19 protein-coding genes, 2 tRNA genes and 2 pseudogenes are annotated in these 20,442 nt (G+C 69.5%); 4 read left to right on the plus strand and 19 right to left on the minus strand.

What is annotated here, in order from left to right:
- Positions 1-492: 492 nt before the first annotated feature.
- Positions 493-720: pseudogene (locus tag D7W82_RS11500) on the minus strand (transposase); the annotation flags it as partial.
- A gap of 80 nt (positions 721-800) precedes the next feature.
- Between D7W82_RS11500 and D7W82_RS40495 the strand changes: the two are divergent.
- Positions 801-968, plus strand: a complete 168-nt coding sequence (locus tag D7W82_RS40495) for a hypothetical protein (protein ID WP_158617636.1) — start codon at positions 801-803, stop codon at positions 966-968.
- Between the two features lie 105 nt (positions 969-1,073).
- Here D7W82_RS40495 and D7W82_RS11505 read toward each other — a convergent pair.
- From D7W82_RS11505 to D7W82_RS11565, 13 genes and pseudogenes are all read right to left on the minus strand, one after another.
- Positions 1,074-1,150: transfer RNA gene (locus tag D7W82_RS11505), tRNA-Pro, on the minus strand.
- Positions 1,151-1,345: 195 nt separating this feature from the next.
- Positions 1,346-1,624, minus strand: a pseudogene (locus tag D7W82_RS11510) (integration host factor subunit alpha); the annotation flags it as partial.
- Between the two features lie 94 nt (positions 1,625-1,718).
- Entirely contained in the window at positions 1,719-4,133 is a 2,415-nt protein-coding gene (pheT, locus tag D7W82_RS11515; RefSeq protein ID WP_120618391.1) for a phenylalanine--tRNA ligase subunit beta, read from the minus strand.
- 30 nt (positions 4,134-4,163) lie between these two features.
- Positions 4,164-5,213, minus strand: coding sequence for a phenylalanine--tRNA ligase subunit alpha (gene pheS, locus D7W82_RS11520; RefSeq protein WP_120618392.1), 1,050 nt, complete (start codon positions 5,211-5,213; stop codon positions 4,164-4,166).
- 123 nt (positions 5,214-5,336) lie between these two features.
- Positions 5,337-5,684 (minus strand): 50S ribosomal protein L20, encoded by a 348-nt coding sequence (gene rplT / locus D7W82_RS11525; RefSeq protein ID WP_014397247.1) that lies wholly within the window; start codon positions 5,682-5,684, stop codon positions 5,337-5,339.
- A gap of 91 nt (positions 5,685-5,775) precedes the next feature.
- Positions 5,776-5,982 carry a 50S ribosomal protein L35 gene (rpmI, locus tag D7W82_RS11530; protein ID WP_014397248.1) on the minus strand — a complete coding sequence of 69 codons (207 nt, stop codon included), beginning with the start codon at positions 5,980-5,982 and terminating at the stop codon, positions 5,776-5,778.
- 288 nt (positions 5,983-6,270) lie between these two features.
- Positions 6,271-8,199, minus strand: a complete 1,929-nt coding sequence (gene thrS, locus D7W82_RS11535) for a threonine--tRNA ligase (protein ID WP_120618393.1) — start codon at positions 8,197-8,199, stop codon at positions 6,271-6,273.
- An 88-nt stretch (positions 8,200-8,287) separates the two neighbouring features.
- A tRNA-Val gene (locus D7W82_RS11540) sits at positions 8,288-8,359 on the minus strand.
- 82 nt (positions 8,360-8,441) lie between these two features.
- Positions 8,442-9,122, minus strand: a complete 681-nt coding sequence (locus D7W82_RS11545) for a uracil-DNA glycosylase (protein WP_120618394.1) — start codon at positions 9,120-9,122, stop codon at positions 8,442-8,444.
- Positions 9,119-10,303: an AI-2E family transporter gene (locus D7W82_RS11550; RefSeq protein WP_120618395.1), complete on the minus strand. Its 1,185-nt coding sequence runs from the start codon at positions 10,301-10,303 to the stop codon at positions 9,119-9,121. Before D7W82_RS11550 ends, D7W82_RS11545 begins: the two co-directional genes overlap by 4 nt.
- 141 nt (positions 10,304-10,444) lie before the next feature.
- Positions 10,445-10,834: a PEGA domain-containing protein gene (locus tag D7W82_RS11555; RefSeq protein WP_120618396.1), complete on the minus strand. Its 390-nt coding sequence runs from the start codon at positions 10,832-10,834 to the stop codon at positions 10,445-10,447.
- Positions 10,834-11,649 carry an LPP20 family lipoprotein gene (locus D7W82_RS11560; RefSeq protein ID WP_120618397.1) on the minus strand — a complete coding sequence of 272 codons (816 nt, stop codon included), beginning with the start codon at positions 11,647-11,649 and terminating at the stop codon, positions 10,834-10,836. Before D7W82_RS11560 ends, D7W82_RS11555 begins: the two co-directional genes overlap by 1 nt.
- Positions 11,650-11,851: 202 nt before the next feature.
- On the minus strand, positions 11,852-12,184 hold the full coding sequence (locus tag D7W82_RS11565) for a PilZ domain-containing protein (RefSeq protein ID WP_014397255.1): 333 nt from the start codon (positions 12,182-12,184) through the stop codon (positions 11,852-11,854).
- A gap of 239 nt (positions 12,185-12,423) precedes the next feature.
- On the opposite strand from D7W82_RS11565, the gene D7W82_RS11570 reads away from it, so the two are divergent.
- A complete protein-coding gene (locus tag D7W82_RS11570) occupies positions 12,424-13,161 on the plus strand; it encodes an FKBP-type peptidyl-prolyl cis-trans isomerase (protein ID WP_120618398.1) in 738 nt (245 codons plus the stop codon).
- A gap of 49 nt (positions 13,162-13,210) precedes the next feature.
- Here D7W82_RS11570 and D7W82_RS11575 read toward each other — a convergent pair whose 3' ends face one another.
- The 5 genes from D7W82_RS11575 to D7W82_RS11595 all read right to left on the minus strand — a co-directional run bounded on the left by D7W82_RS11575 (position 13,211) and on the right by D7W82_RS11595 (position 18,498).
- The gene (locus tag D7W82_RS11575; RefSeq protein ID WP_120618399.1) at positions 13,211-13,453 is read right to left on the minus strand and encodes a hypothetical protein; all 243 of its coding nucleotides are present in this window, start codon (positions 13,451-13,453) and stop codon (positions 13,211-13,213) included.
- Positions 13,450-14,100, minus strand: a complete 651-nt coding sequence (locus D7W82_RS11580; protein ID WP_120618400.1) for a hypothetical protein — start codon at positions 14,098-14,100, stop codon at positions 13,450-13,452. The genes D7W82_RS11575 and D7W82_RS11580 overlap by 4 nt, the downstream gene beginning before the upstream one ends.
- Before the next feature lie 42 nt (positions 14,101-14,142).
- Positions 14,143-16,224: a hypothetical protein gene (locus tag D7W82_RS11585; RefSeq protein ID WP_120618401.1), complete on the minus strand. Its 2,082-nt coding sequence runs from the start codon at positions 16,222-16,224 to the stop codon at positions 14,143-14,145.
- A 76-nt stretch (positions 16,225-16,300) separates the two neighbouring features.
- On the minus strand, positions 16,301-16,504 hold the full coding sequence (locus D7W82_RS11590; RefSeq protein WP_014397260.1) for a cold-shock protein: 204 nt from the start codon (positions 16,502-16,504) through the stop codon (positions 16,301-16,303).
- A 134-nt stretch (positions 16,505-16,638) separates the two neighbouring features.
- Positions 16,639-18,498: a M2 family metallopeptidase gene (locus D7W82_RS11595; RefSeq protein WP_120618422.1), complete on the minus strand. Its 1,860-nt coding sequence runs from the start codon at positions 18,496-18,498 to the stop codon at positions 16,639-16,641.
- Between the two features lie 200 nt (positions 18,499-18,698).
- Between D7W82_RS11595 and D7W82_RS11600 the strand changes: the two genes are divergently transcribed.
- Positions 18,699-19,799, plus strand: coding sequence for a DHH family phosphoesterase (locus D7W82_RS11600; protein WP_120618402.1), 1,101 nt, complete (start codon positions 18,699-18,701; stop codon positions 19,797-19,799).
- 33 nt (positions 19,800-19,832) lie between these two features.
- Positions 19,833-20,375 carry a DUF3105 domain-containing protein gene (locus tag D7W82_RS11605; RefSeq protein WP_233587428.1) on the plus strand — a complete coding sequence of 181 codons (543 nt, stop codon included), beginning with the start codon at positions 19,833-19,835 and terminating at the stop codon, positions 20,373-20,375.
- Positions 20,376-20,442 lie beyond the last annotated feature (67 nt).

A 20,442-nucleotide genomic window follows, 5' to 3' on the forward strand; every position in this document is an offset into this window, starting at 1 on the left:
AGGATGGAGAGCCCCAATCCCGCCCCGAGCCGTCCCGTGGTGGAGCCCTGGAGATCGGCCACACGCTCACCCGCCCGAACGGATGGGAGCGGTGTGGCCCCCGGCAAAAAGACGGTCCCCAGCTCGCCGAGAGTCTGGAGTTCCCTCCCCATCCGAGCCAGCACCTGAGCGGGCCGGAGGTCCTCCCGGGGCAACCGCACCAGACAGTAGCCCCGACCTCGCAGGAGCTGCACGTAGGGATCCGCGCACCACATCGATGTCCCCCCCGGGCCTTTCCGGTGCGAACACACCTGGCCCACCCTCAAGTTAGGAAGGACACGCGATGACGAGCAGTGCGACCCTACTCCGGGCAGGAGGGCCACCGCGGAACCGCCGCTCCGCGCGGCGTCCCCACAAGCAGCGCCATGCCCTGTCCCGAGCCAGCACAGCCTGCCAGGGGTATGAGCTTGCCCCGGCTCCGTGGCTCTCCCGCGCTTTATGTGGTGCGTCGATTCAAGCGGCGAGCAGCAAGCCGCGGCGCAGCAGGTCGCAGCTGGCACGACCGTACATCTGGCGCTTGAGGAGCTTGAGCTTCCTGATTTGACCTTCGGATTGGGCATTGCTCCAAGGCGTGGTCAGTGCGGCTCGGACGGCCTCGCCGTCCTGCTCAAGTCCCTGCGCGAAGGATTCCACCGCGCGCACGCCGCACGTGCGTGCCTGGCCCAGCCACTGCTCGAAGGCGGCGCAGGACGTGGTGCGTATTCCGGTCATGCCGATCAGCGATTCCGGCCGAAGGCGATCACCGATTCCGCTAGTCAGTGATGGACGCCAAGCTGATGGTCGCGCTCACCTCCAAGCCGGGTTACGAAATGGACCCCTTCTTCATGTGCTACGTCGGCTACGCCCTCGAGCCATTCCTCGGAGTCCCGGCGCCGCCGTTCGAAGATGTTCCATGGCTAGGGCAGCACACGCTCATCCGGCTGGCATAGGGGCGCGCCGAGGACCGGCGAAGCAGGACTCGCGCATGGGCGCACGTGAAAAAACAAAGGCCCTGGAGTCACCGGCTTGCACCGGAAACTCCAGGGCCTTCATTTTGGTCGGGGCGACAGGATTTGAACCTGCGACCACTTGCACCCCAAGCAAGTGCGCTACCAGGCTGCGCTACGCCCCGAGAACCGCCGTCGTGAAACGGTGCTGCCTTATGCCCTCGCCGCTTTCCTGGGTCAAGCGCGAGGTGACAGGCGCCGATGAAAAAAACCTACTCGTCGCCCTCTTCCATTCCCTCGTCGAAGTCCTCGCCCCGGGCCTCCGCCGCGTCCGCCGCCGCCTCTTCCTGCGCGTCGATCTCCGCGTGGTTCTCCGGGGGCGCCTCGCCGTTCAGGGCACTCTTCAACACCTGGCTCGGCCGGAAGGTCAGGACTCGGCGGGCGCTGATCTCGATCTCCTTGCCCGTCTGCGGGTTGCGCCCCACGCGCGCCTTCTTCTGGCGCACCTGGAAGTTTCCGAACCCGGAGATCTTGATCTTGTCCCCGCGCTCCAACGTCTCCTTCACGGTGTCGAAGACGAGCTCGACGATCTCCGCCGACTCCTTCTTGGAGAAGCCGACCTTCTCGTAGACCCCCTCGATGATGTCCGCTTTCGTCATGCGAGTCCTCTGGCACCCGTGATTGGCCGGTGAACGCGGGGCATGGTGTCAGCCTTCCCCGAACCGTGTCAACGTCCTGACTTCATTCAGGAATTCAGGCGCGCAGCGCCGCACCCAGCCGCTGGTTCACCTCCGTGATGATGCGCTGGTGGGCCGCCGTGACCTCCGCGTCGGTCAGCGTCCGCTCGGGCGAGCGGTACCTCAAGGCGTACGCCAGGTTCTTCTTCCCCTCGGGGATGGGCTTGCCCGTGTAGACGTCGAACACCAGCGCGTCCTCCACCAGCGGCGCCCCGACCTCCAGGATGACCCGGCGCACCTCCTCGTTGCGCAGCTCCAGCGGCACCACCACCGCCAGGTCGCGCAGCACCGCCGGGTACTTGGGCAGCGCCGCCGCCTGCGGCACCAGCCGCGCCGCCGCGTATAGCGGATCCGTGTCCAGCTCGAACACGAACACGCCCTCCGGCAGGCCCAGCGCCTTCGACACGCGCGGGTGCACCTCGCCCACCAGGCCCAGCACCGTCCCGTCGCTCAGCGCCACCTGCGCGCAGCTCCGCGGGTGGTACGCGGGCGCCTCCGCCGGGGTGAAGGCCGCGCCCTCCACGTGCAGTGCGTGCAGCAGCGCCTCCACCGCCCCCTTCGCGTCGTAGAAGTCCACGCGCGAGTCCTTCTGCGTCCAGCTCCGGCCACCGCCCCGCAGGCCCCACACCAGGCCCGCCACGCGCGGCACCTCGCGAGCCGCCGGGCGCATGCCCTGCCCGCCCTGCGCGTCCCGGAAGTACGCCCGGCCCGTCTCGTAGAGGCCCACCGACTCCACCTGGTGGCGCACGCTGCGCGACAGGTTCTCCAGCAGGCCCGGCAGCAGGCTCGTGCGCATCACCGACTGCTCGACGCTCAGCGGGTTCATCAGCGCGATGGGCGCTTCCTTCCCGCCCAGCACCTCCAGCGACTTCGGCGCCACGAACGAGTAGTTCACCACCTCGGACAGCCCCACGCCGCCCAGCGCGTGGCGCAGCCGGCGCTCTGCCTCCATGGACAGCGGCTCCGGCGCCAGCGTCTCCAGGCCTCGCGGCAGGCGCGCCGGGATGTTGTCGTAGCCGTACACGCGGGCGACCTCCTCCATCAGGTCCTCCTCGCGCTCCACGTCCACGCGCGCCCGCGGCACCTCGTACGTCGTCTGCCCCTGCGACTCCTCCACGGACTTGAAGCCCAGCGCCGTCAGGATGCGCCGGACCTCCGCCTCCGGCACCGCCACGCCCAGCACCTTCTCCACCCGCGCGTAGCGCAGCGTCGCCCGGCGCGGCGCCAGGGGCTCGGGCTGCACGTCCACCCGGCCCGGCGCCACCGTGCCGCCCGACAGCTCCGCGATGAGCTGCGCGGCCCGGTCCAACGCCGGCAGCACCGCGTCCAGGTCCGCCCCGCGCTCGAAGCGGTGCGACGCCTCCGTGTGCAGCGCGTAGCGCTTCGCGGACCGGCGCACGCCGGAGCCGTGGAAGTGCGCGGACTCGATGACGATGCGCTTCGTGCCCTGCGTCACCTCGCTGTCGCCGCCGCCCATCACGCCCGCCAGCGCCTGCGCCCGGTCGCGGTCCGCGATGACCAGGTCGTCCGCGTCCAGCGTGCGCTCCTTGTCATCCAGCGTGCGCAGCTTCTCGCCCGCCTTCGCGGTGCGGACGACGATCTCCTGGCCCGCCACCTTCTCCAGGTCGAACGCGTGCAGCGGCTGGCCGTACTCCAGGAGCACGTAGTTGGTGACGTCCACCACGTTGTTGATGGCGCGCACGCCGCACGCCTTCAGCCGGTCCTGCATCCACTGCGGCGACGGCTGGACCGTGATGCCCTCCACCACCCGCGCCGCGTAGCGCGAGCAGCGCTCCTTCGCGTCGATGCGCACCTTCACCAGCTCCGCCACGGGCTTGCCGGACTCGGCGGGCTTCGGCTGCGGCAACTTCAGCTGCGCGCCCGTCACCACGCCCACCTCGCGCGCGATGCCCAGGTGGCTCAACGCATCCGGCCGGTTCGGGGTGACGTTCACCTCCAGCACGGAGTCATCCAGCCCCAGGGCCTCCGCGATGGGGAGGCCCAGCTTCGTGTCCGCGGGGAGGATGAGCAGGCCGGACGAGTCCTCGGTGATGCCCAGCTCCTTCGCGGAGCAGAGCATGCCGAAGCTGTCCACGCCCCGGAGCGCGGCCTGCTTGATCTCCATGCCGTTGGGCAGCTTCGCGCCCACCGTGGCCAGCGGCACCTTGTCGCCGACCTTGAAGTTCTTCGCGCCGCACACCACCTGGAACAGCGCGGAGCCGCCGATGTCCACCTGCGTGACGGACAGCTTGTCCGCGTTGGGGTGCTGCACCGACTCGCGGATCTGCGCCACCACCACGCCGCGCAGGCCCTCGCCGGGGCGCTCCACGCCCTCAATCTCCAGGCCCGCCGCGGTCAGCTTGCGCGCCAGCTCGTCCACGGACGGCGGCAGCGCGACGTAATCACCCAGCCACTTCACTGAAATCTTCACAGGGTTGTCCTCTTTCCTGGTGGGCCGGAATCAGAACTGCGCGAGGAAGCGCGCGTCGTTCTCGAACATCATCCGCAGGTCGTCGATGCCGTAGCGCAGCATGGCCAGGCGCTCCACGCCCATGCCGAACGCGTAGCCCGTCACCTCCTTCGGGTCGTAGCCCGCGGCGGTGAAGACGTTCGGGTGCACCATGCCGCTGCCCAGCACCTCCAGCCAGCCGGTCTGCTTGCACACGCGGCAGCCCTTGCCGCCGCACGACGCGCAGGTGACGTCCACCTCCGCGGAGGGCTCCGTGAAGGGGAAGAACGACGGGCGGAAGCGCGTGCGCGTCTCCGAGCCGAAGAACGCCTTCACGAACGCGTCCAGCGTGCCCTTCAGCTCCGCGAAGCTCACGTCCTTGTCCACGAGCAGGCCCTCCACCTGGTGGAACATGGGCGTGTGCGTGATGTCCGAGTCCCGCCGGTACACCCGGCCCGGCATCACCGCGCGGATGGGCGGCTTGCGCGACAGCATGTGCCGCACCTGCACCGGCGACGTGTGCGTGCGCAAGAGCGACGGGCTGTCCGCCTTCTTCGCGTGGCCCAGGGTGGGCTCGTCCACGTAGAACGTGTCCTGCATGTCCCGCGCGGGGTGGTCCTTGGGCAGGTTCAGCGCCTCGAAGTTGAAGTAGTCGAGCTCGATCTCCGGGCCGACCGCCACCTCGAACCCGAGCCGCGCGAACGTCCGGACGATGTCCTCCAGCGTGCGCGACACCGGGTGCCGTCCACCGGGCAGCACCGCGCGCCCGGGCAGCGTCACGTCCAGCCTGGGGCCCTTCAGCTGGGCCTCCAGCGCGGCCTCTTCCGCGCGCTTCGTGGCGTCCGACAAGAGCTGCTCCAGCTCCGCCTTGACGGTGTTGGCGATCTCTCCCAACGCGCGCCGCTCGTCCGGGGGCAGCTTGCCCATGCCGCCCAGCACCGCGGACAGCTCGCCCTTCTTGCCCAGGTAGCGGATGCGCAACGCCTCCACCTGCGAGGGCTCCGACACGCCGGAGATCTCCTGGCGCGCCGCGTCCGCCAACGCCTGCAACCGGTCTCGCATGGTCCTCTTCCCGCCTTCCGTTCACGCCCCGGTCGCCTCTGGCGCCGGGCAAAAAAAAGGGCCGCCCCCTGGTGGAGGCAGCCCGTTTCAGCTTCGGGAGCCGGCGTCACCGCCGGCCGTGTCTCAGGCTGCCTTCGCGATGTTGGCGATGGCGGCAAAGCCCGCGGGGTCCGCGATGGCCAGATCCGACAGGACCTTGCGGTCCAGGGAGATCTTCGCCTTCGCCAAGCCGGCGATCAGCTTCGAGTAGGACAGGCCCACGGTGCGGGCGGCCGCGTTGATGCGGACGATCCACAGCGAGCGGAAGTTGCGCTTGCGCACCGCGCGGTCGCGGGTGGCGTAGTCCAGGGCGCGCTCGACGGCCTGGTTCGCACGGCGGTAGCAGTTCTTGCGACGGCCGCGGAAGCCCTTCGCAAGCTTGAGAATGCGATTACGACGACGACGAGCCTTGAAACCCTTTTTGACGCGCATGACACACTCCTGACTTCTGGAAGGGAGCCCCGGGGCGCTGGCCTCACGCCGCTCCGCCAGGACTCACGATTGGTTCAAACCCGAGGACGACTCAGGCGCCGTAGGGGAACAGCTCCTTGATGACCTTCTTCGCGTCCATGTCGCGCAGGTGGCCCGTGCCACGGTTGCCGCGCTTCTGCTTGGGCGTCTTGGAGAAGGTGAACAGGTGCTTGCTGAACGCCTTGCCGAACTTCACCTGGCCGCTCTTCTTCACGTGGAAGCGCTTCTTCGCGGCGCTGCGGGTCTTCAACTTGGGCATGATCCCAAACCTTCCTTCTGCCTGTCGGCCGGCAGTCTTCGTGACTGACGGCGGTCCGGGGCACACGGTCCCCGGACGCTTTGGCGGAAGCCTCTATCACTCTTTTGATGCGACGGGGGCAGGATTTCCTGGAGCCGACGCGGAAAGGGCCGCCGCGGCAACCGCCGGCCTGCCTTCCTGCGCTGCTCGGCGTTGGGCCTGGCGACCCGGGGACCCAGGGCGTGCCTCAATCCCCGGAAGCCGTGCGAGCAGTCCAGCCCGGACTGGGAGTCAAGTTCCCTACACCACTCAGGGCAGCGTGGCTTCCTTGAGCAGCAGGGCCTCGAAGTCCGCGTACTTCATCGTCTTCAGGTCCTCTCCGCCGTACCGGCGGGGGGCCACGGCGCCGGCCTCGACCTCGTTGTCGCCCACCACCAGGGTGAAGGGGACCTTCTGCATCTGGGCTTCGCGGATCTTCGCGTTGAGCGTCATGCCGCGCTCGTCCAGCTCCACGCGGAAGCCCTTGGCGCGCAGGTCGTCGCGCACCTTGCGGGCGTAGTCCAGCTGACGGTCCGCCACGGTGACGATGGTGGCCTGCACCGGGGCCAGCCACGCCGGGAAGGCCCCGGCGAAGTGCTCGATGAGGATGGCGGTGAAGCGCTCGAAGGAGCCGAAGATGGCGCGGTGGAGGACCACCGGGCGGTGCTCGGCGTTGTCCTCGCCCACGTAGGTGAGGTCGAAGCGCTCCGGGGCCAGGTAGTCCAGCTGCATGGTGCCCAGCTGCCACCTACGCCCGATGCTATCGGAGACCGCGAAGTCGATCTTCGGGCCGTAGAAGGCGCCGTCACCAGGGGCCAGCTCGTACGCCAGACCCAGCGACTCCAGCGCCGCCTTGAGGCCGCCTTCCGCGCGGTCCCAGAGGGAGTCGTCGCCCAGGCGCTGCTCGGGGCGCGTGGACAGCTTCACCGCGTAGGTGAGGCCCACCGCCTTGTAGACCCGGTCTAGCAGTTGCACGAAGCGCCGCACCTCGTCGGTGATCTGGCTCTCCATGCAGTAAATGTGCGCGTCATCCTGCGCGAACTGGCGCACGCGGGTGAGGCCACCCAGGGAGCCCGCGGCCTCGTTGCGGTGGAGCACGTCCTGGGTGTGCAGGCGCAGGGGCAGGTCGCGGTAGCTGTGCTTCTTGAAGCCGTAGAACAGGTGGTGCGACGGGCAGTTCATCGGCTTGAGGGAGAAGTCGTGCTCGCCGGACTCGCTGTCGAGCACCAGGAACATGTTCTCCTTGTACTTGCCCCAGTGGCCGCTCGTCTCCCAGAGGCCCTTGTTGAACATCAGGGGCGTCTTGATCTCCACGTAGCCGTCGCCGGCCGTGAGCGAGCGCATCCAGTCCGACAGCGTCTGGTAGAGCGCGGTGCCCTTGGGCGTCCAGAAGGCCGCGCCCGGCGAGTACGGGTGGAAGTGGAAGAGGTCCAGCTCCTTGCCCAGCTTGCGGTGGTCGCGCTTGCGGGCCTCTTCGATGCGCGTGAGGTAGGCCTCCAGCGCCTTCTTGTCGAAGAAGGCCGTGCCGTACACGCGCTGGAGCATGGGGTTGCGGTGGTCGCCGCGCCAGTACGCGCCACTGGAGGAGAGGATCTTGATGACGCCGATCTTCCCCGTGCTGGGCGCGTGGGGCCCCAGGCAGAAGTCCACCCAGTCGCCGTGGGTGTAGAGCGTCAGCGTCTTGGCGCCCTTGGCGGCGATGTCCTTGACGATTTCCACCTTGAACTTCTCGCCCTTCTCCTCGAAGAGCTTGATGGCGTCCTCCATGGAGATCTCGGTGCGGACGAACGGCATGTCCTGCTTGAGCTCCGCGTTGGCCGCCGCTTCGATCTTCTCCAGCTCCTCCGGCGTGAAGGGCTTCTCGCGGAAGAAGTCGTAGTAGAAGCCCTCCTCCGTCGCGGGACCGATGGTCACCTGCGTGCCGGGGAACAGCTTCTGCACGGCGCTGGCCACCACGTGCGCGGCGTCGTGGCGGATGAGGTCCAGGCCTTCCGGGCTCTTGGACGTGAAGATCTGCAGCTTCGCGTCCTCGTCGAGCGTCCGGGCCAGGTCCATGTCCTGGCCGTTGACCCGGGCGAACAGGGCCGCCTTCGCGAGCCCCACGCCGATGCAGCCCTTCACGAAGTCCGCGATGGTCGTGCCCCGGGCGGTCTGCTTCTGGCTGCCGTCGGGGAGCGTCACCGTGATGGATTCGGACATGGCGGATAAACCCCTGCGCTGGAAAAAACCGCGGGCGGCAGGCTTTTGAGAAAGCCGGCCGCCCGCGAGATGGATCACTTACTGATGATGGGTCGTAGTGGGATCGAACCACTGACCCCTACCGTGTCAAGGTAGTGCTCTACCGCTGAGCTAACGACCCGTCGTGCGGATGGGCGCGGGGAATAACAGCGGGCTCCCACACCTGTCAAGGAACATGAGCATGGGCCCTGATCTTCCCGCGCTCACGTCACCAACAACGCTCGGACGCGTTTCATCACCGCGTCGAACATGGCGGGGGTGAGCCTCCCCGTCTGCGTGTTCTGCTGGCTGACGTGGTAGCTGCCCACGAGCCACCGGCCGTCTGGCAGCCGGAACTCGGCGCCATGGCCGAAGGCGGGACGGGGCGTGGGGAGCGGACCGCCCGTGCGGGCGGCGGACGCCAGCGCGGCGTTCCACCCGATGGCCCCCAGGGCGAGCAGCACCCGTCCAGGCAACAGCGCCATCTCCCGGTCCAGGAACGGCGCGCAGCGGGCCAGCTCCTCCGGCAGTGGCTTGTTGTCCGGCGGCGCGCACCGGCCCGCAGCGACGATGAAGGCGTCCGTCAGCTTCAGCCCGTCGTCCCGGTGCTCGCTGTCGCCCTGGTTCGCGAAGCCCGCGCGCTGAAGGCCCGCGTAGAGGAAGTCCCCGGAGCGGTCCCCGGTGAACATCCGCCCCGTGCGGTTGGCGCCGTGCGCGGCGGGCGCCAGGCCCACGATGATCAGCCGGGCCTTCGGGTCGCCGAAGCCGGGGACGGGCTTCCCCCAGTAGTCCCAGTCGCGGTAGGCGCGCCGCTTCACGCGGGCCACCTCCTCGCGCCACGCCACCAGCCGGGGGCAGGCCCGGCACGCGATGATCTCCTGGTGCAGCTTCTCCAGCTTCGTCACGGCCCCTGCACGCTCCCCTTGTAGAGCTGCGTGCGGCGGTAGCGCTGGAGGACGACGCTCAGGACGACCTTGAGGATGGCGCTCGCCGGGACGGCCAGGAGGATGCCCACGAAGCCGAACAGCTCACCGAAGGCGAGCACGGCGAGGATGACGGCCACGGGGGCCAGGCCCACCTTCTCCCCCACGACGCGCGGGGTGATGACGAAGCCCTCGGCCAGCTGCCCGATGATGAAGGTCGCCGCCACCACCGCCAGCTGCCACGGCCCCTGCCAGGACAGCAGGACGCCCAGCAAGGCCAGCACCACGCCGATGCCCGTGCCCAGGTAGGGCACCATGTTGCCGAAGCCGGCGATGAGGCCAATGGCGATGGCCAGGTCGATGCGCGCCACGGACAGCCCCACCGCGTAGAGCACCGACAGGATGGCGCCCACGGTGAGCTGGCCCTGCACGAAGGCGGACAGCACCTCGTCCACCTCGCGGAAGCGCTGGGTCACCAGCGCCGCGGAGCGGCGCGGCAGCAGGTCCTGGATGCGCCCCATGAGGCGCGGGTAGTCCTGGAGGAAGAAGAACGCCAGCACCGGCACCACCGACAGGCCCAGCAGCGTGGCCGCGAAGCGCGCGGTGTTGCCGGCGAAGCTCGCCACCAGCCGCGCCGCCGTGGGGCCCGCGCTCTGGAGCAGCTCGGAGGCCTTCTCTCCCAGCTCCGCGGTGCGCTGGCTCACCAGGTCCGGCAGCGACACACCCAGGAGCGACTCCACCTGCGGCACCACCTGGGTGCTGGCGCGCTGGAAGAAGTGGGGCAGCTTCGCCGCCTCGTCGCGGAACACCGGCACCAGGTACAGGCCCGCGCCCACCATCAGGAGCGTGCCCGCGAAGAAGAGGATGGACGTGCCCCAGGTGCGGTCCACGCCGCGCTTCTCCAGGAGCGTCACCAGCGGGTTGAACGCGTACGCGCCCGTCAGCGCCAGCAGCACCGGCACCGCCACCCCGCCGAACACGGACAAGAGCGCGAACACCAGCGCCAGCGAGCCCACCATCACGCCGGACCAGACGAAGTCGACCCGGCGGGCCTCCGCCTCGTCCAGCGCCGAGGGGTCGCCGGGCGGAGGCACGGGCTCCGGGTGCACGACGTGCAGGACCGGGGACACCTCCGGGGTCGCGATGGGCTGGGGAACCTTCACCGCGCGCTCACTGCCTCTCTTGCGACGTCCGATGACCGCCTCCTGTCCCCGCCCATCCTACGGCGTCTTCGGCCCCTGATTGCGGTCCTTGCGTCCGCCCGCCACCTCGCGGTGCAGGGGGCCAGCCTGGAGGGGCCCCGCTCAGGGAGGCACGCCGCCGCCTTCGGGGGCCAGGGGCCGGAGCTTCACCTTCAACGTCACCCGCGCCCCGCTGGGCTGGTAGTAGGTCGTGTAGGGGTAGAACCCGCGCTTCTTCACCTCCACCTGGTGGAAGCCCGAGTCCCCCAACCGCAGGCTCCGCGACACCCCGGCGAAGTCGCTGCACGCCCCCTGCTCCACCCCGTCCAGCAGGACCTGCGCGTCAGAGGGCTCGCACCGGAGCACCAGGTCGCCGCGCTTGGCCGCATTGGACGACATCAACTGCTCCGCGCGGGCCACCGTCGCGGGCTGCTCCTGCTTCGCCGCGCAGCTGGCCATCAGCATCGCCGCCATCGCGAGCACCGCCGTCGTCCGGAAGGAGCGCACGGACATCACTGCGTGACGATGACGACCCGGCCCTCGGCCAGGAAGCGGGTGTTCGCCTCGGTGAGCGCGCGGATGCCCTCGGCGCTCAGGACCAGGTCGGAGCCCTGGAGCTGCGCGGCCTTCACCACCAGGGGCTTGTCGCCCACGCGCGAGGCCTTCCGGGCCGCGTCCAGGTTGTTGAACCAGGCCGCGACGCCCGCGGTGCCGCGCGCCTCTTCCGTGAGCACCGTCGCGCCGTAGAGCGCCTTGCCCGTCGCGTCCACCAGCCGGGGCGCGAGCACCGGCTTCGCGCCCAGCCCTCGCGCGTCCACCACGAGCCCCGTGTACTTCGCCGCGCCCTCTGCGTTGAGCACGATGGCCGGCTCCTGCGCGGGCGTCAGCGCCGCGCTGAGCGCCGCGAGCGGCAGCTCCACGTCCATCTCCACGCCGCTGTCGGAGAAGTAGCGCGTGGCCACGACCTTGTAACCCCGGATGGCGCCCTCGACGCGGCCCTTCACGTCGTCGCGCGCCAGCTCGTCGCCCACGGTGCGGCTCGCGCTCACCTGGATGCCGCGGGCCTGCTCCAGCAGGTTGCGGAACGCGTCCTGCTTCGCGGCGCGCTCGGCGCCCAGGCGTGCCTGCCCGGGGTTGGCGGCCTTGAGATCCGGAGCACCGGCGCCCGTGGCGCGTAGGAGCTGGCCCTCCCAGTTGATGCCCGGAGTGCCCACGCCGCGCGCGGGTTCAGCAGCGGGCGTGGCGGGTGCGGCGACCTTCGCGTCCTTGCCCTGGCCCAGCGCCGTCAGCGGCACGACCAGCAACAATCCCCACAGCGAACGCCTCACGGAGCACTCCTCCCGTTGTCGCCGCCGCGAAAAGTCGGCGAGCGCACAGGGAACCTCTCCGGTCATTCAAGGGGGTCACTTCGCGCGAAGTCAAGGCGACCCGGAGACAGTCGGATCCGCCTGATGAACCCGGCGCGGGTACCGCGAACCGCCGGTGGCACCGCGCAATCGCGGTGACGCACGCGGAGGGTAACGCCTCGTGTCAGTTGCCTTCGGTGTGACGGTCGACGTAGGCGTCGATCATCTTGCGGTGCCGCTCGGTGAGCAGCGTGAAGCGCACGCCGGACTGCTCCTTGCGGCCCAGGTCCTTCCATTCGCGTACGACTTCACCCTCGGCGTAGATGATCTCCTCGGAGCCGGGGAGCTGGAACTGGAGGCCCACGCGGCGCGCGTCGTGCTGGGGCTCGATGAGGCGGGAGAGGCTGACGCCCTCCTGGCTGATGTCCGCGGCCCGGGTCATGTACGGCACGCCGCCCATGTACTTGTTGAGGTAGATGTCCAGGGGCGCCCGATTGGCCTTGCGCTTCTCGCTCATTGGCTCATGACCTCCAGCAGGTGCAACAGGCTGCTGCGGGGGTGCAGCGACCTGAAGGCACAGTACGTTCAGACCTCATGCGCGCAAGAAAACGGCGCCTTCTCGCGCCCCTGGCGGGCCTGCGTGCGCTGGGGTTTTCCGCTCGCTGGATTCTTCGCGTTGGCCTGTGCGCGCGGATGACTGACCGGCGGCGCGTGAGCGGCGCTATGGTCCCCCCCGTTCTCGTGAAAGGCGGAAGCATGCGTATGCAGTGGAAGGCGGCCCTGGTCCTGATGCTCGGTGCTCCGGGCCTCGCCCTGGCCCAGGCCCCGACGAAGAGCTCCAAGCCGGCCGCCGCGCCCGAGGCCGCCGCGAAGGCCGCCCCCGCGCCCGTGGAGCTCAAGACGGAGGATCAGAAGACCATCTATTCGCTCGGCCTCTCGCTGGGGCAGAGCGTGACGGCGCTCGCCCTCACCCCCGAGGAGCTGGCGCTGCTCCAGCGCGGCATCCAGGACGCGGTCGCCGGCACTCCGCCCGCGGTGGATCCGAAGGAGTACGCGGCGAAGATCCAGACGCTCGCCAAGGCGCGCATGGCCCAGGTCAACGTCACCACGTTGGATCGCGCGTCCAAGGAGCCCGGCGCCACCCGGCTGCCCTCCGGCGTCATCTACCGCGAGCTCAAGGCCGGCACCGGCAAGTCGCCCCGCGCCATCGACACCGTGAAGGTGCACTACCAGGGCACGCTGGTGGACGGCTCCGAGTTCGACAGCTCCTACAAGCGCGGCATGGCGGTGGAGTTCCCGCTCAACGGCGTCATCCCCTGCTGGACCCAGGGCGTGCAGAAGATGAAGGTCGGCGGCAAGGCGAAGCTCACCTGCCCCGCGAGCACCGCGTACGGAGAGCGCCCGCCCACGGGCTCGCGCATCCCGCCCAACGCCGTGCTCACCTTCGAGGTGGAGTTGGTGGACATCCCCGGCAACACCGCCGCCACGCCGTAGCGTCCTTGCGACGGGGACCCGCACGCGGCGGGTCCCCGCGAAGGCTTCGCTACACGGGCACTTTCACGGACCGGCCGCCAAAGGGCGGGTTGGCCATGATGGCCTGGGCCATCCGGTCCGCGAAGGCGCGTCCCTCCTTCTGGAAGGACGCCGTCTCCTTCGCGTTCAGGTGCACGCGCACCTCGAACTGCATGATGCCGCCCACCACGACCTCGATGGACAGCGCCCCGTCCCGCCCGCGCAGCACGCGGTACAGGAGCGGGCTCTGGAGGAGCACCTCCTCGTCGCTCACGGAATCTCCGCCACCTGGGTGTCCGCCACCGGCGCGTTGATGACCATCACCTCCGGCGCGCCGCCGGACGTGTAGCCGCCGAACTTGAAGCAGTCGGTGTCCTCCGGCGTCTGGCACTTCCACACGCCGGGGTCCGCGTCCACCGGCAGGCGCGTGCAGACCTTCTGCGCGCCCAGGTCCAGCGTCATCATCCGCAGGGGGCCTTCGAAGTTCTTCGCCGGCAGGCCCAGCGCCTGGCCCAGCACCGCCGGGTCGTGCTTGCCGTCCGCCGTCTTCGACTTCTCCACCGCGCCGTGGATGGACGCCGACGGCGCCGCGAACAGGTAGCAGCCCACGTCGTTGCAGCGGCCGAAGTTCTTCGCGCCCGTCTGCACCACGAACTTCTGGTACGCGCTGTCCGTCATCAGCCACGACACCTTGCGGTCCGGGAAGTTCTTGTCCAGGTGCTGATCAATCCCGTAGGGGCTGGCCAGCGCGTCCGCCTCCTTGGAGATGGCCTTCTGCGTGTCGTCGCAGTAGTCCACCAGCGACGCGGTGCCGGGCGTCGGCTCCGTCGTGTCCGGGGTCTTCGTGCCGCCCTTCGTCGTGGCACAGCCGACCATCGCCGACAGGGAACCCAGCACCAGCGCACGAGAGATGAAATTCAAGGTCAATCCTCCAGAAGAGTGAAATGGGGAATGCCCGAACTATCACAGTGCGGCTTCGGTGGCGCGCAACAAAGCGTCCGCGCTGACGGGGGCGCCGGTGGCGTGGCGCATCCATTCGTCCGGGGTGACGGAGCCGAAGGTGGCCATGCGCTCGAACTCCGCGCCCAGCGGGCCGTGCTGCTTCAGGTGCTCTTCAATCTGGAACGCGATGAGGTGCCCGAGCGGGTAGTCCGGCAGGTACAGCGGGTAGCTGATCATGTGGCTGTAGATGCCCAGCACCGGGCTGTCCTTCCGCCCCAGCACCGGCGCGTAGTAGCGGTTCCACACGTCGCGCGACAGGCCGGCCACCGCGTCGCGCAGCTGGGCGGGCGTGGCGTCCGGGTGTTCGTACATCCAGTGCCACGTGGCCATGTCCACCAGCGCCACGCCGGCGATCTCCCACGTCTGCCAGAAGTCGTTGAGCACCCGCTCGCGCTCGCTGGCCGCGTCCGGCTGGCCCAGGCCCAGCAGCTCCAGGTCGCGCGCCTGGAAGACGAAGGCCAGCGCCTCCGTGAAGGCGTTGTTGGGGACGCCGGACAGCAGCGTGTGGTCCACCTGGTACAGGCTGAAGACCTGCTCCACGTTGTGCCCCAGCTCGTGCACCGCGATGTTGTAGCCCTTGTAGTCCATGCCCCCCTTCTCCACGCGCGTGCGCAGGCGGGGGAAGTCGCCCCGGCGCAGCGCCTGCTGGGCATGGCCCGCGCCTCGGGAGGCGTCCACGCGGATGTACGACGCGAGCACTTCCGCCTTCTCCCGCGTGAAGCCCAGGCCCTGGAGGATGCGCGGGATGTCGCGCGCGAAGGCGTCCGCCGTGGGGTAGCGCTTGCGCGTCAGCGCGTCCAGCTGCGCCTCCGGCACCTTGGAGCCCGGACGGAAGCCGGGGTACCACAGGTCCTGCGGCTCCAGCGGGCGGCCCAGGCGCGTCTCAATCAGCTTCGCCACGCGCGGCACCAGCGGTGACTCCAGGATCTGGGTGAGCAGCGCGCGCACGCGCTCCTCCGGCAGGCCCCGGTCCAGTTCGAAGGCGCGGGCGATGCGCGTGGGCGCCACCGGCGAATACGGATCCACCCTCCGCGAGGCATTGAACGTGGCGAGCAGCCGCGCGTAGCGCGTGTCCGGCTCCGGCGCGGCGTCCGCCTTCACGGCGCGCTGGGGCGCGTTCGCCTCCACCGACTCCGGCGGCGCCACCGTGACCTTGTTGGTGAACGGATCCCAGTCCACGCGCGGGTTGTCGATGACGGCCGCGGGAATCGTCTGCGTGACGATGCGCTCCATCACCTGGACGATCATCCGCTGCTTCGCCAGCCCTTGCGGATCCGTGTAGTCCGCCTTCAGCTCGTCGCGCAGGTTCCAGTGGCTGATGAGGCGCAGCCCCTGGGGGAAGAGGCGCTGGCCCTTCGCGTCCACCAGGTGGTGCATCCAGACGTTGTACTCGGCGACGTAGAGGTTCGCGTCCGCGATGGCCTGCGACACCTTCTGCTCCACCGCCGCGGGCACGCGCCGGTTGAAGCGCGACGCGAGCTTCGCCTCCGCCCACTGGCGCCGCGTCCACGACGGGCCCTCCTTCACGCGCTCGGCCAGCGTGGTGAGCGGGAAGTTGAGCAGCACGACGAAGCCCGGCTTCGCGTTGAACAGGTCCGACGTGACGTTGGAGGACGGGTCATACGCCGCGAGCAGCGGCTCCACCGGCAACAGCGGCCCCAGGTCCAGGTCCGTGAACCACTGGAGCTCGCGGCCCAGCTCGTTCATGTGGCCGTCGAACTGTTCGAACAACCCTTCGAAGCGCGTGAACGTCGCGTCCAGCTGGGGGCCCGTGGGCAGGAACTGCTCGCGCGCGAAGGCCGCCAGGTCCCCGTCCTCCGGGCGCCACAGCGCGGCCACCTGCTCCACGCCCCGCTCGATGCGCGCGCGCTGCGCCTCGCCGTGCTGCGTCACCAGCTCCTGCTTGAGCGCGGTCAGCGCCGCCTTCGACACGGGCGCGGACGCGGTGGCGGTGGCCGGCGGCGTGGAGGGGATGGAAGGCGACGTCGTGGCGCACCCGAGGGCGGCGACGAGGGGGAGGAAGCGCAGACGGAAGGCGGACATGCGGGCTCCAGAAAATACAGAAGGCCCGACCCGGTGAGAGTCGGACCTTCTTGGGTGAATCAGGAAACGGTCAGGCTCAGGCGGCGCGGACGTTCTGCGCCTGCAGGCCCTTGGGGCCCTTGGTGACTTCGAACTCCACCTTCTGGCCCTCGGCCAGGGTGCGGAAGCCGTCCATGTTGATGGCGGTGTGGTGGCAGAACACGTCCTCGCCGCCGCCGTCCTGCGTGATGAAGCCGAAGCCCTTCGCGTCGTTGAACCACTTCACGGTACCAGTCGCCATTTGCTGTTCTTCTTTCATCGCGGACAGGAAGAGTCGCCGTCCGGTCCTACAGAGTTCAACCCTACAAGACGAGCGCCAGCCTAAGCGCCCGTCCCGGGCGAAGTCCACTCCCTGGAAACATCACCGGCGAAACGTCACCAGCCGCACTTCTGGCCCTTGTTCTGCTCCTGGAGCCAGCGGCGCAGCGGGGCGAAGTACTCCAGCATGGGCGTGGCATCCATCTGGCGGGTGCCCGTCATGGCCGCCATCGCGTCCGGCCACGGCTTGCTCGCGCCCAGCTCCAGCATGGCCTGCAGGCGCGCGCCCGCGGCCTTGTTGCCGTAGATGGAGCACTCGTTGAGGGGGCCCTTGATTCCGGCGGCCTCGCACAGCGCCTTGTGGAACTGGAACTGGAGGATCCGCGCGAGGAAGTAGCGCGTGTACGGCACGTTGGCGGGCACGTGGTACTTGGCGCCCGCGTCGAAGTCCTGCTCCGTGCGGGTGCCCGGCGCGGCGATGCCCTGGTACTTCGTGCGCATCGCCCACCAGCTCTTGTTGTAGTCCGCCGGCTTCACCTTCCCGCTGAACACGTCCCAGCGCCACTGGTCCACCAGCAGGCCGAAGGGCAGGAAGGCCACCTTCTCCAGCGCGTCCTTCAGCTGGAGGTTGATGACGTTCTTGTCGTTCTTCTCCACCGCGTTGAGCAGGCCCGCCTGCTGGAGGTAGGCCGGGGTGATGGAGAGCGTGAGCGCGTCGCCAATGGCCTCGTGGAAGCCGTCGTTGGCGCCGGCCTGGAAGAGGACGGGGAGCTTGTAGTAGTACGTGTAGTAGTAGTTGTGGCCCAGCTCGTGGTGGATGGTGACCAGGTCCTCCTCGGTGGGCTTGATGCACATCTTGATGCGCAGGTCGTTGTCGTACGTCACGTCCCAGGCGGACGCGTGGCAGACGACATCGCGGTCCTTCGGCTTGGTGAACTGCGAGCGCTCCCAGAAGGTCTGCGGCAGCGGCTTGAGGCCCAGCGAGGTGAAGAACTTCTCACCCAGCTTCACCATCTTCTGCGAGTCATAGCCCTGCTTCGCGAGGGCGCTGTCCACGTCCAGGCTGGCCTGACCGGGGAACGGCTCCACCAGCGGGTAGATGTTGTTCCACTCCTGCGCCCACATGTTGCCCAACAGGTGCGCGGGGATGGGCTTGCCGGCGGGCACGGCGGCCTCGCCGTACTGCTTCGCCAGCCGGCCGCGCACGTAGCAGTGCAGCTCGTCGTACATGGGCTTGACCTGGCCCCAGAGCCGCTGCGCCTCCTTCTCGAACTCCGCCGGGGTCATGTCGTAGGACGACCGCCACAGCGTGCCCAGGTCGTTGAACCCGATGTCCTTCGCGCCCGAATTGGAGAGGTTCACCAGCTGCGTGTACAGCGGGCGCATGGGGCGGCTGATGGCGTGCCAGCCGGTCCACGCGTCCAGGAGCTCATCCGCGTTGCGGCTCTCCGCCATGACGTCGGACAGCTCCTCCAGGTCGCGGCACTTCCCCTTGCCGTCCTTGCCGCAGTACTTGCCCTTGCCGTAGAGGCCCTCCAGCTTCGCGGCGGTGGAGGCCAGCTCCGAGCGCTGAGCGGGATTCGCCGGGGCGGGCAGCGTCTGGGACACGCGCAAGAGGTGCAGCATGCGCGCGGTGTCCGCGTCCAGCTTCAGCCCGTCGAAGCGGCGCGAGTCCTTGATGGCGTTGTTGACGTAGGCCATCACCTCTTCGTTGACGGAGGCGGCGTTCCGCTCCGTGTCGTCGGTGATGTACGTGCTCTTGATCCACTCGGCGGTGGCCTGACGGGTCCACAGCTGCTTCAGGTCCGCGTTGAGCTTCTCCGCGAACTGCTTCGCCTCCGCGGGCGTGGCCTTCGCGGCCGGAGCGGGCGTGGCCTTCGCGGCCGGAGCGGGCTTCGTCTGCGCGCAGGCGGCGGGCGCCGCGAGCGACAGGGCGGCCAGGGCCGCGCGCATCAAGGTCTGGGGGGTGCGGGTCATGGGCGCGGACACTATGGGAAGTGCCCTGCCCTCGCACCCGCGAAGTCACGGGGCCCGCGCGCCCTGTCCCAAGGCCTTCCATGCCTGCGAAGGTCGCAACGCTCGCGCCGCCTGACTGGACCCGGGGGGCTGTCCGGAGGGCGACCAGCCACGACGGGCGCGCCCTGCCGTGCCGCTACAGGCAGTGACAGCTTTCCTTCATGCTTCTGGGACACACGAGAGATGCGCACTGGCCGGCGCCAGAGGCGGCGATGGACCAGGCGCGCGAGTTCCTGGAAGCGTGCCGGGACAAGCACGTGCTCGTCGTCCCGCACACGGACGTGGACGGGCTGACCTCCGGAGTGCTGATGCTCCGCGCGCTTCAGTCCCTGGGGGCCCGGCCGACGGCGCGCCTGCCGGGCAAGGGAGAGGACGTCCACCACCCGGGCTTCCTGGAGCGGCTGGGCGCCTCCTCCACGGAGGCCTTGGTGGTGCTGGACATGGGCAGCCGCGCGGAGCCGCTGCTGCCGGGCGTGCCCACGCTGGTGGTGGACCATCACGCATCGGAGGTGTTCCCACCCGGCGCGCGGGTGCTCACCGCCTACGGCCATCCGCCCGTGGCGAACACGAGCCTGCTCACGTACGTGCTCACGTCGTCGTTCATCGTGCCCGGTCCGTTGGAGTGGCTGGCGGTGCTGGGGACGGTGGCGGACCTGGGCGCGGACGCGCCGATGCCGTTCCTCAGGGACGCGCTGCGGCGGGCGAAGCGCTCGTCCGTCACGGAGGCGGTGGCGCTGCTCAACGCGGCCCGCCGCTCCAGCCGGTTCGCGGCGCCGCTGGCGATGCAGGTGCTCTTGCGCGCGGGCAGCGCGACGGACATCGCGGAGGGGCGCGTGCCCGGCGTGGACGCGCTGCGCGACTGCCGCCTGGAGGTGCAGCGCGAGGTGGCCCGGTGCGCGAAGACGCCGCCGCGCTTCGCGGGCAACCTGGCGCTCCTGCTGTTCAGCTCCGAGGCGCAGGTGCACCCGCTGGTGGCCATGCGCTGGGTGCAGCGGTTGCCGGACCACATCGTCGTCGCCGCCAACACGGGCTACCTGCCCGGCCGCGTGAACTTCGTGCTGCGAAGCCGCGCGCCGGTGGACCTGCTCGCGCTGCTGCGGGGCCTGGACCTGCCGCCGATGGGAGGCTCGTTCGCGCACGGCCATTCGCGGGCCACGGGCGGCAGCCTGCCTCCCGCGGACTTCCTGCGCCTGATGGACGCCCTGGGCTTCCGGGGGCTGAGCGGCCGGGACGTGGAGCGGCGCGGCGTGGCGCCGGGGTGAGGCGCTCAGGGCCGTTGCGATATGACGGGGTGGATGCCTCGCGCCCTCTCCGCCCTCCTCTTCTCGCTGTGCCTCGCCTGCGGTTCGACGAACGATGATCCGCCGAACCCCGGTGGCGAAGCCTGCCAGCGGTATTCGTTCCCGCTGTCGGACACGTCGCCAGCCAATCACGTGAGCTCGTGCGGAAGCACCGGGTGCGGCAACGGTGAGAACCCACCCAACTCCGGTCCGCACTGCCCCACGTGGTTGTCGTGCCGCGGCTACACCGTGGAGCAGCCGCGCTGTTCGTGGATCCACAACCTGGAGCACGGCCACGCGGTGTTCCTCTACAACTGCCCGGAGGGCTGCCCCGACGACGTCGCGAAGCTGGAGGCCGCGATGGCCAAGGCCGCGGTGGGCAGCAACGGCGTGCGCCGTGCGCTCGTTGCTCCGGACGCGCAGCTGCCCAAGCGCTTCGCCGCGCTTCTGTGGCGCCGCACGTACCTGATGGACTCCGTGGATCCAGACGCGCTCACGTGTCTGCTCGCGCTCCAGGACGTGGACGCCAATGAGCCGGGCCTGGTCTGCCCTCCGTGAATTGGCTGTCTTCACGGAATAAATGGCATTCGCGAGTGGGGGCTGTTGACTCCGGATGTCACGTATC

It is taken from the genome of Corallococcus sp. CA049B, assembly GCF_003611685.1.
GTDB lineage: Bacteria > Myxococcota > Myxococcia > Myxococcales > Myxococcaceae > Corallococcus > Corallococcus coralloides.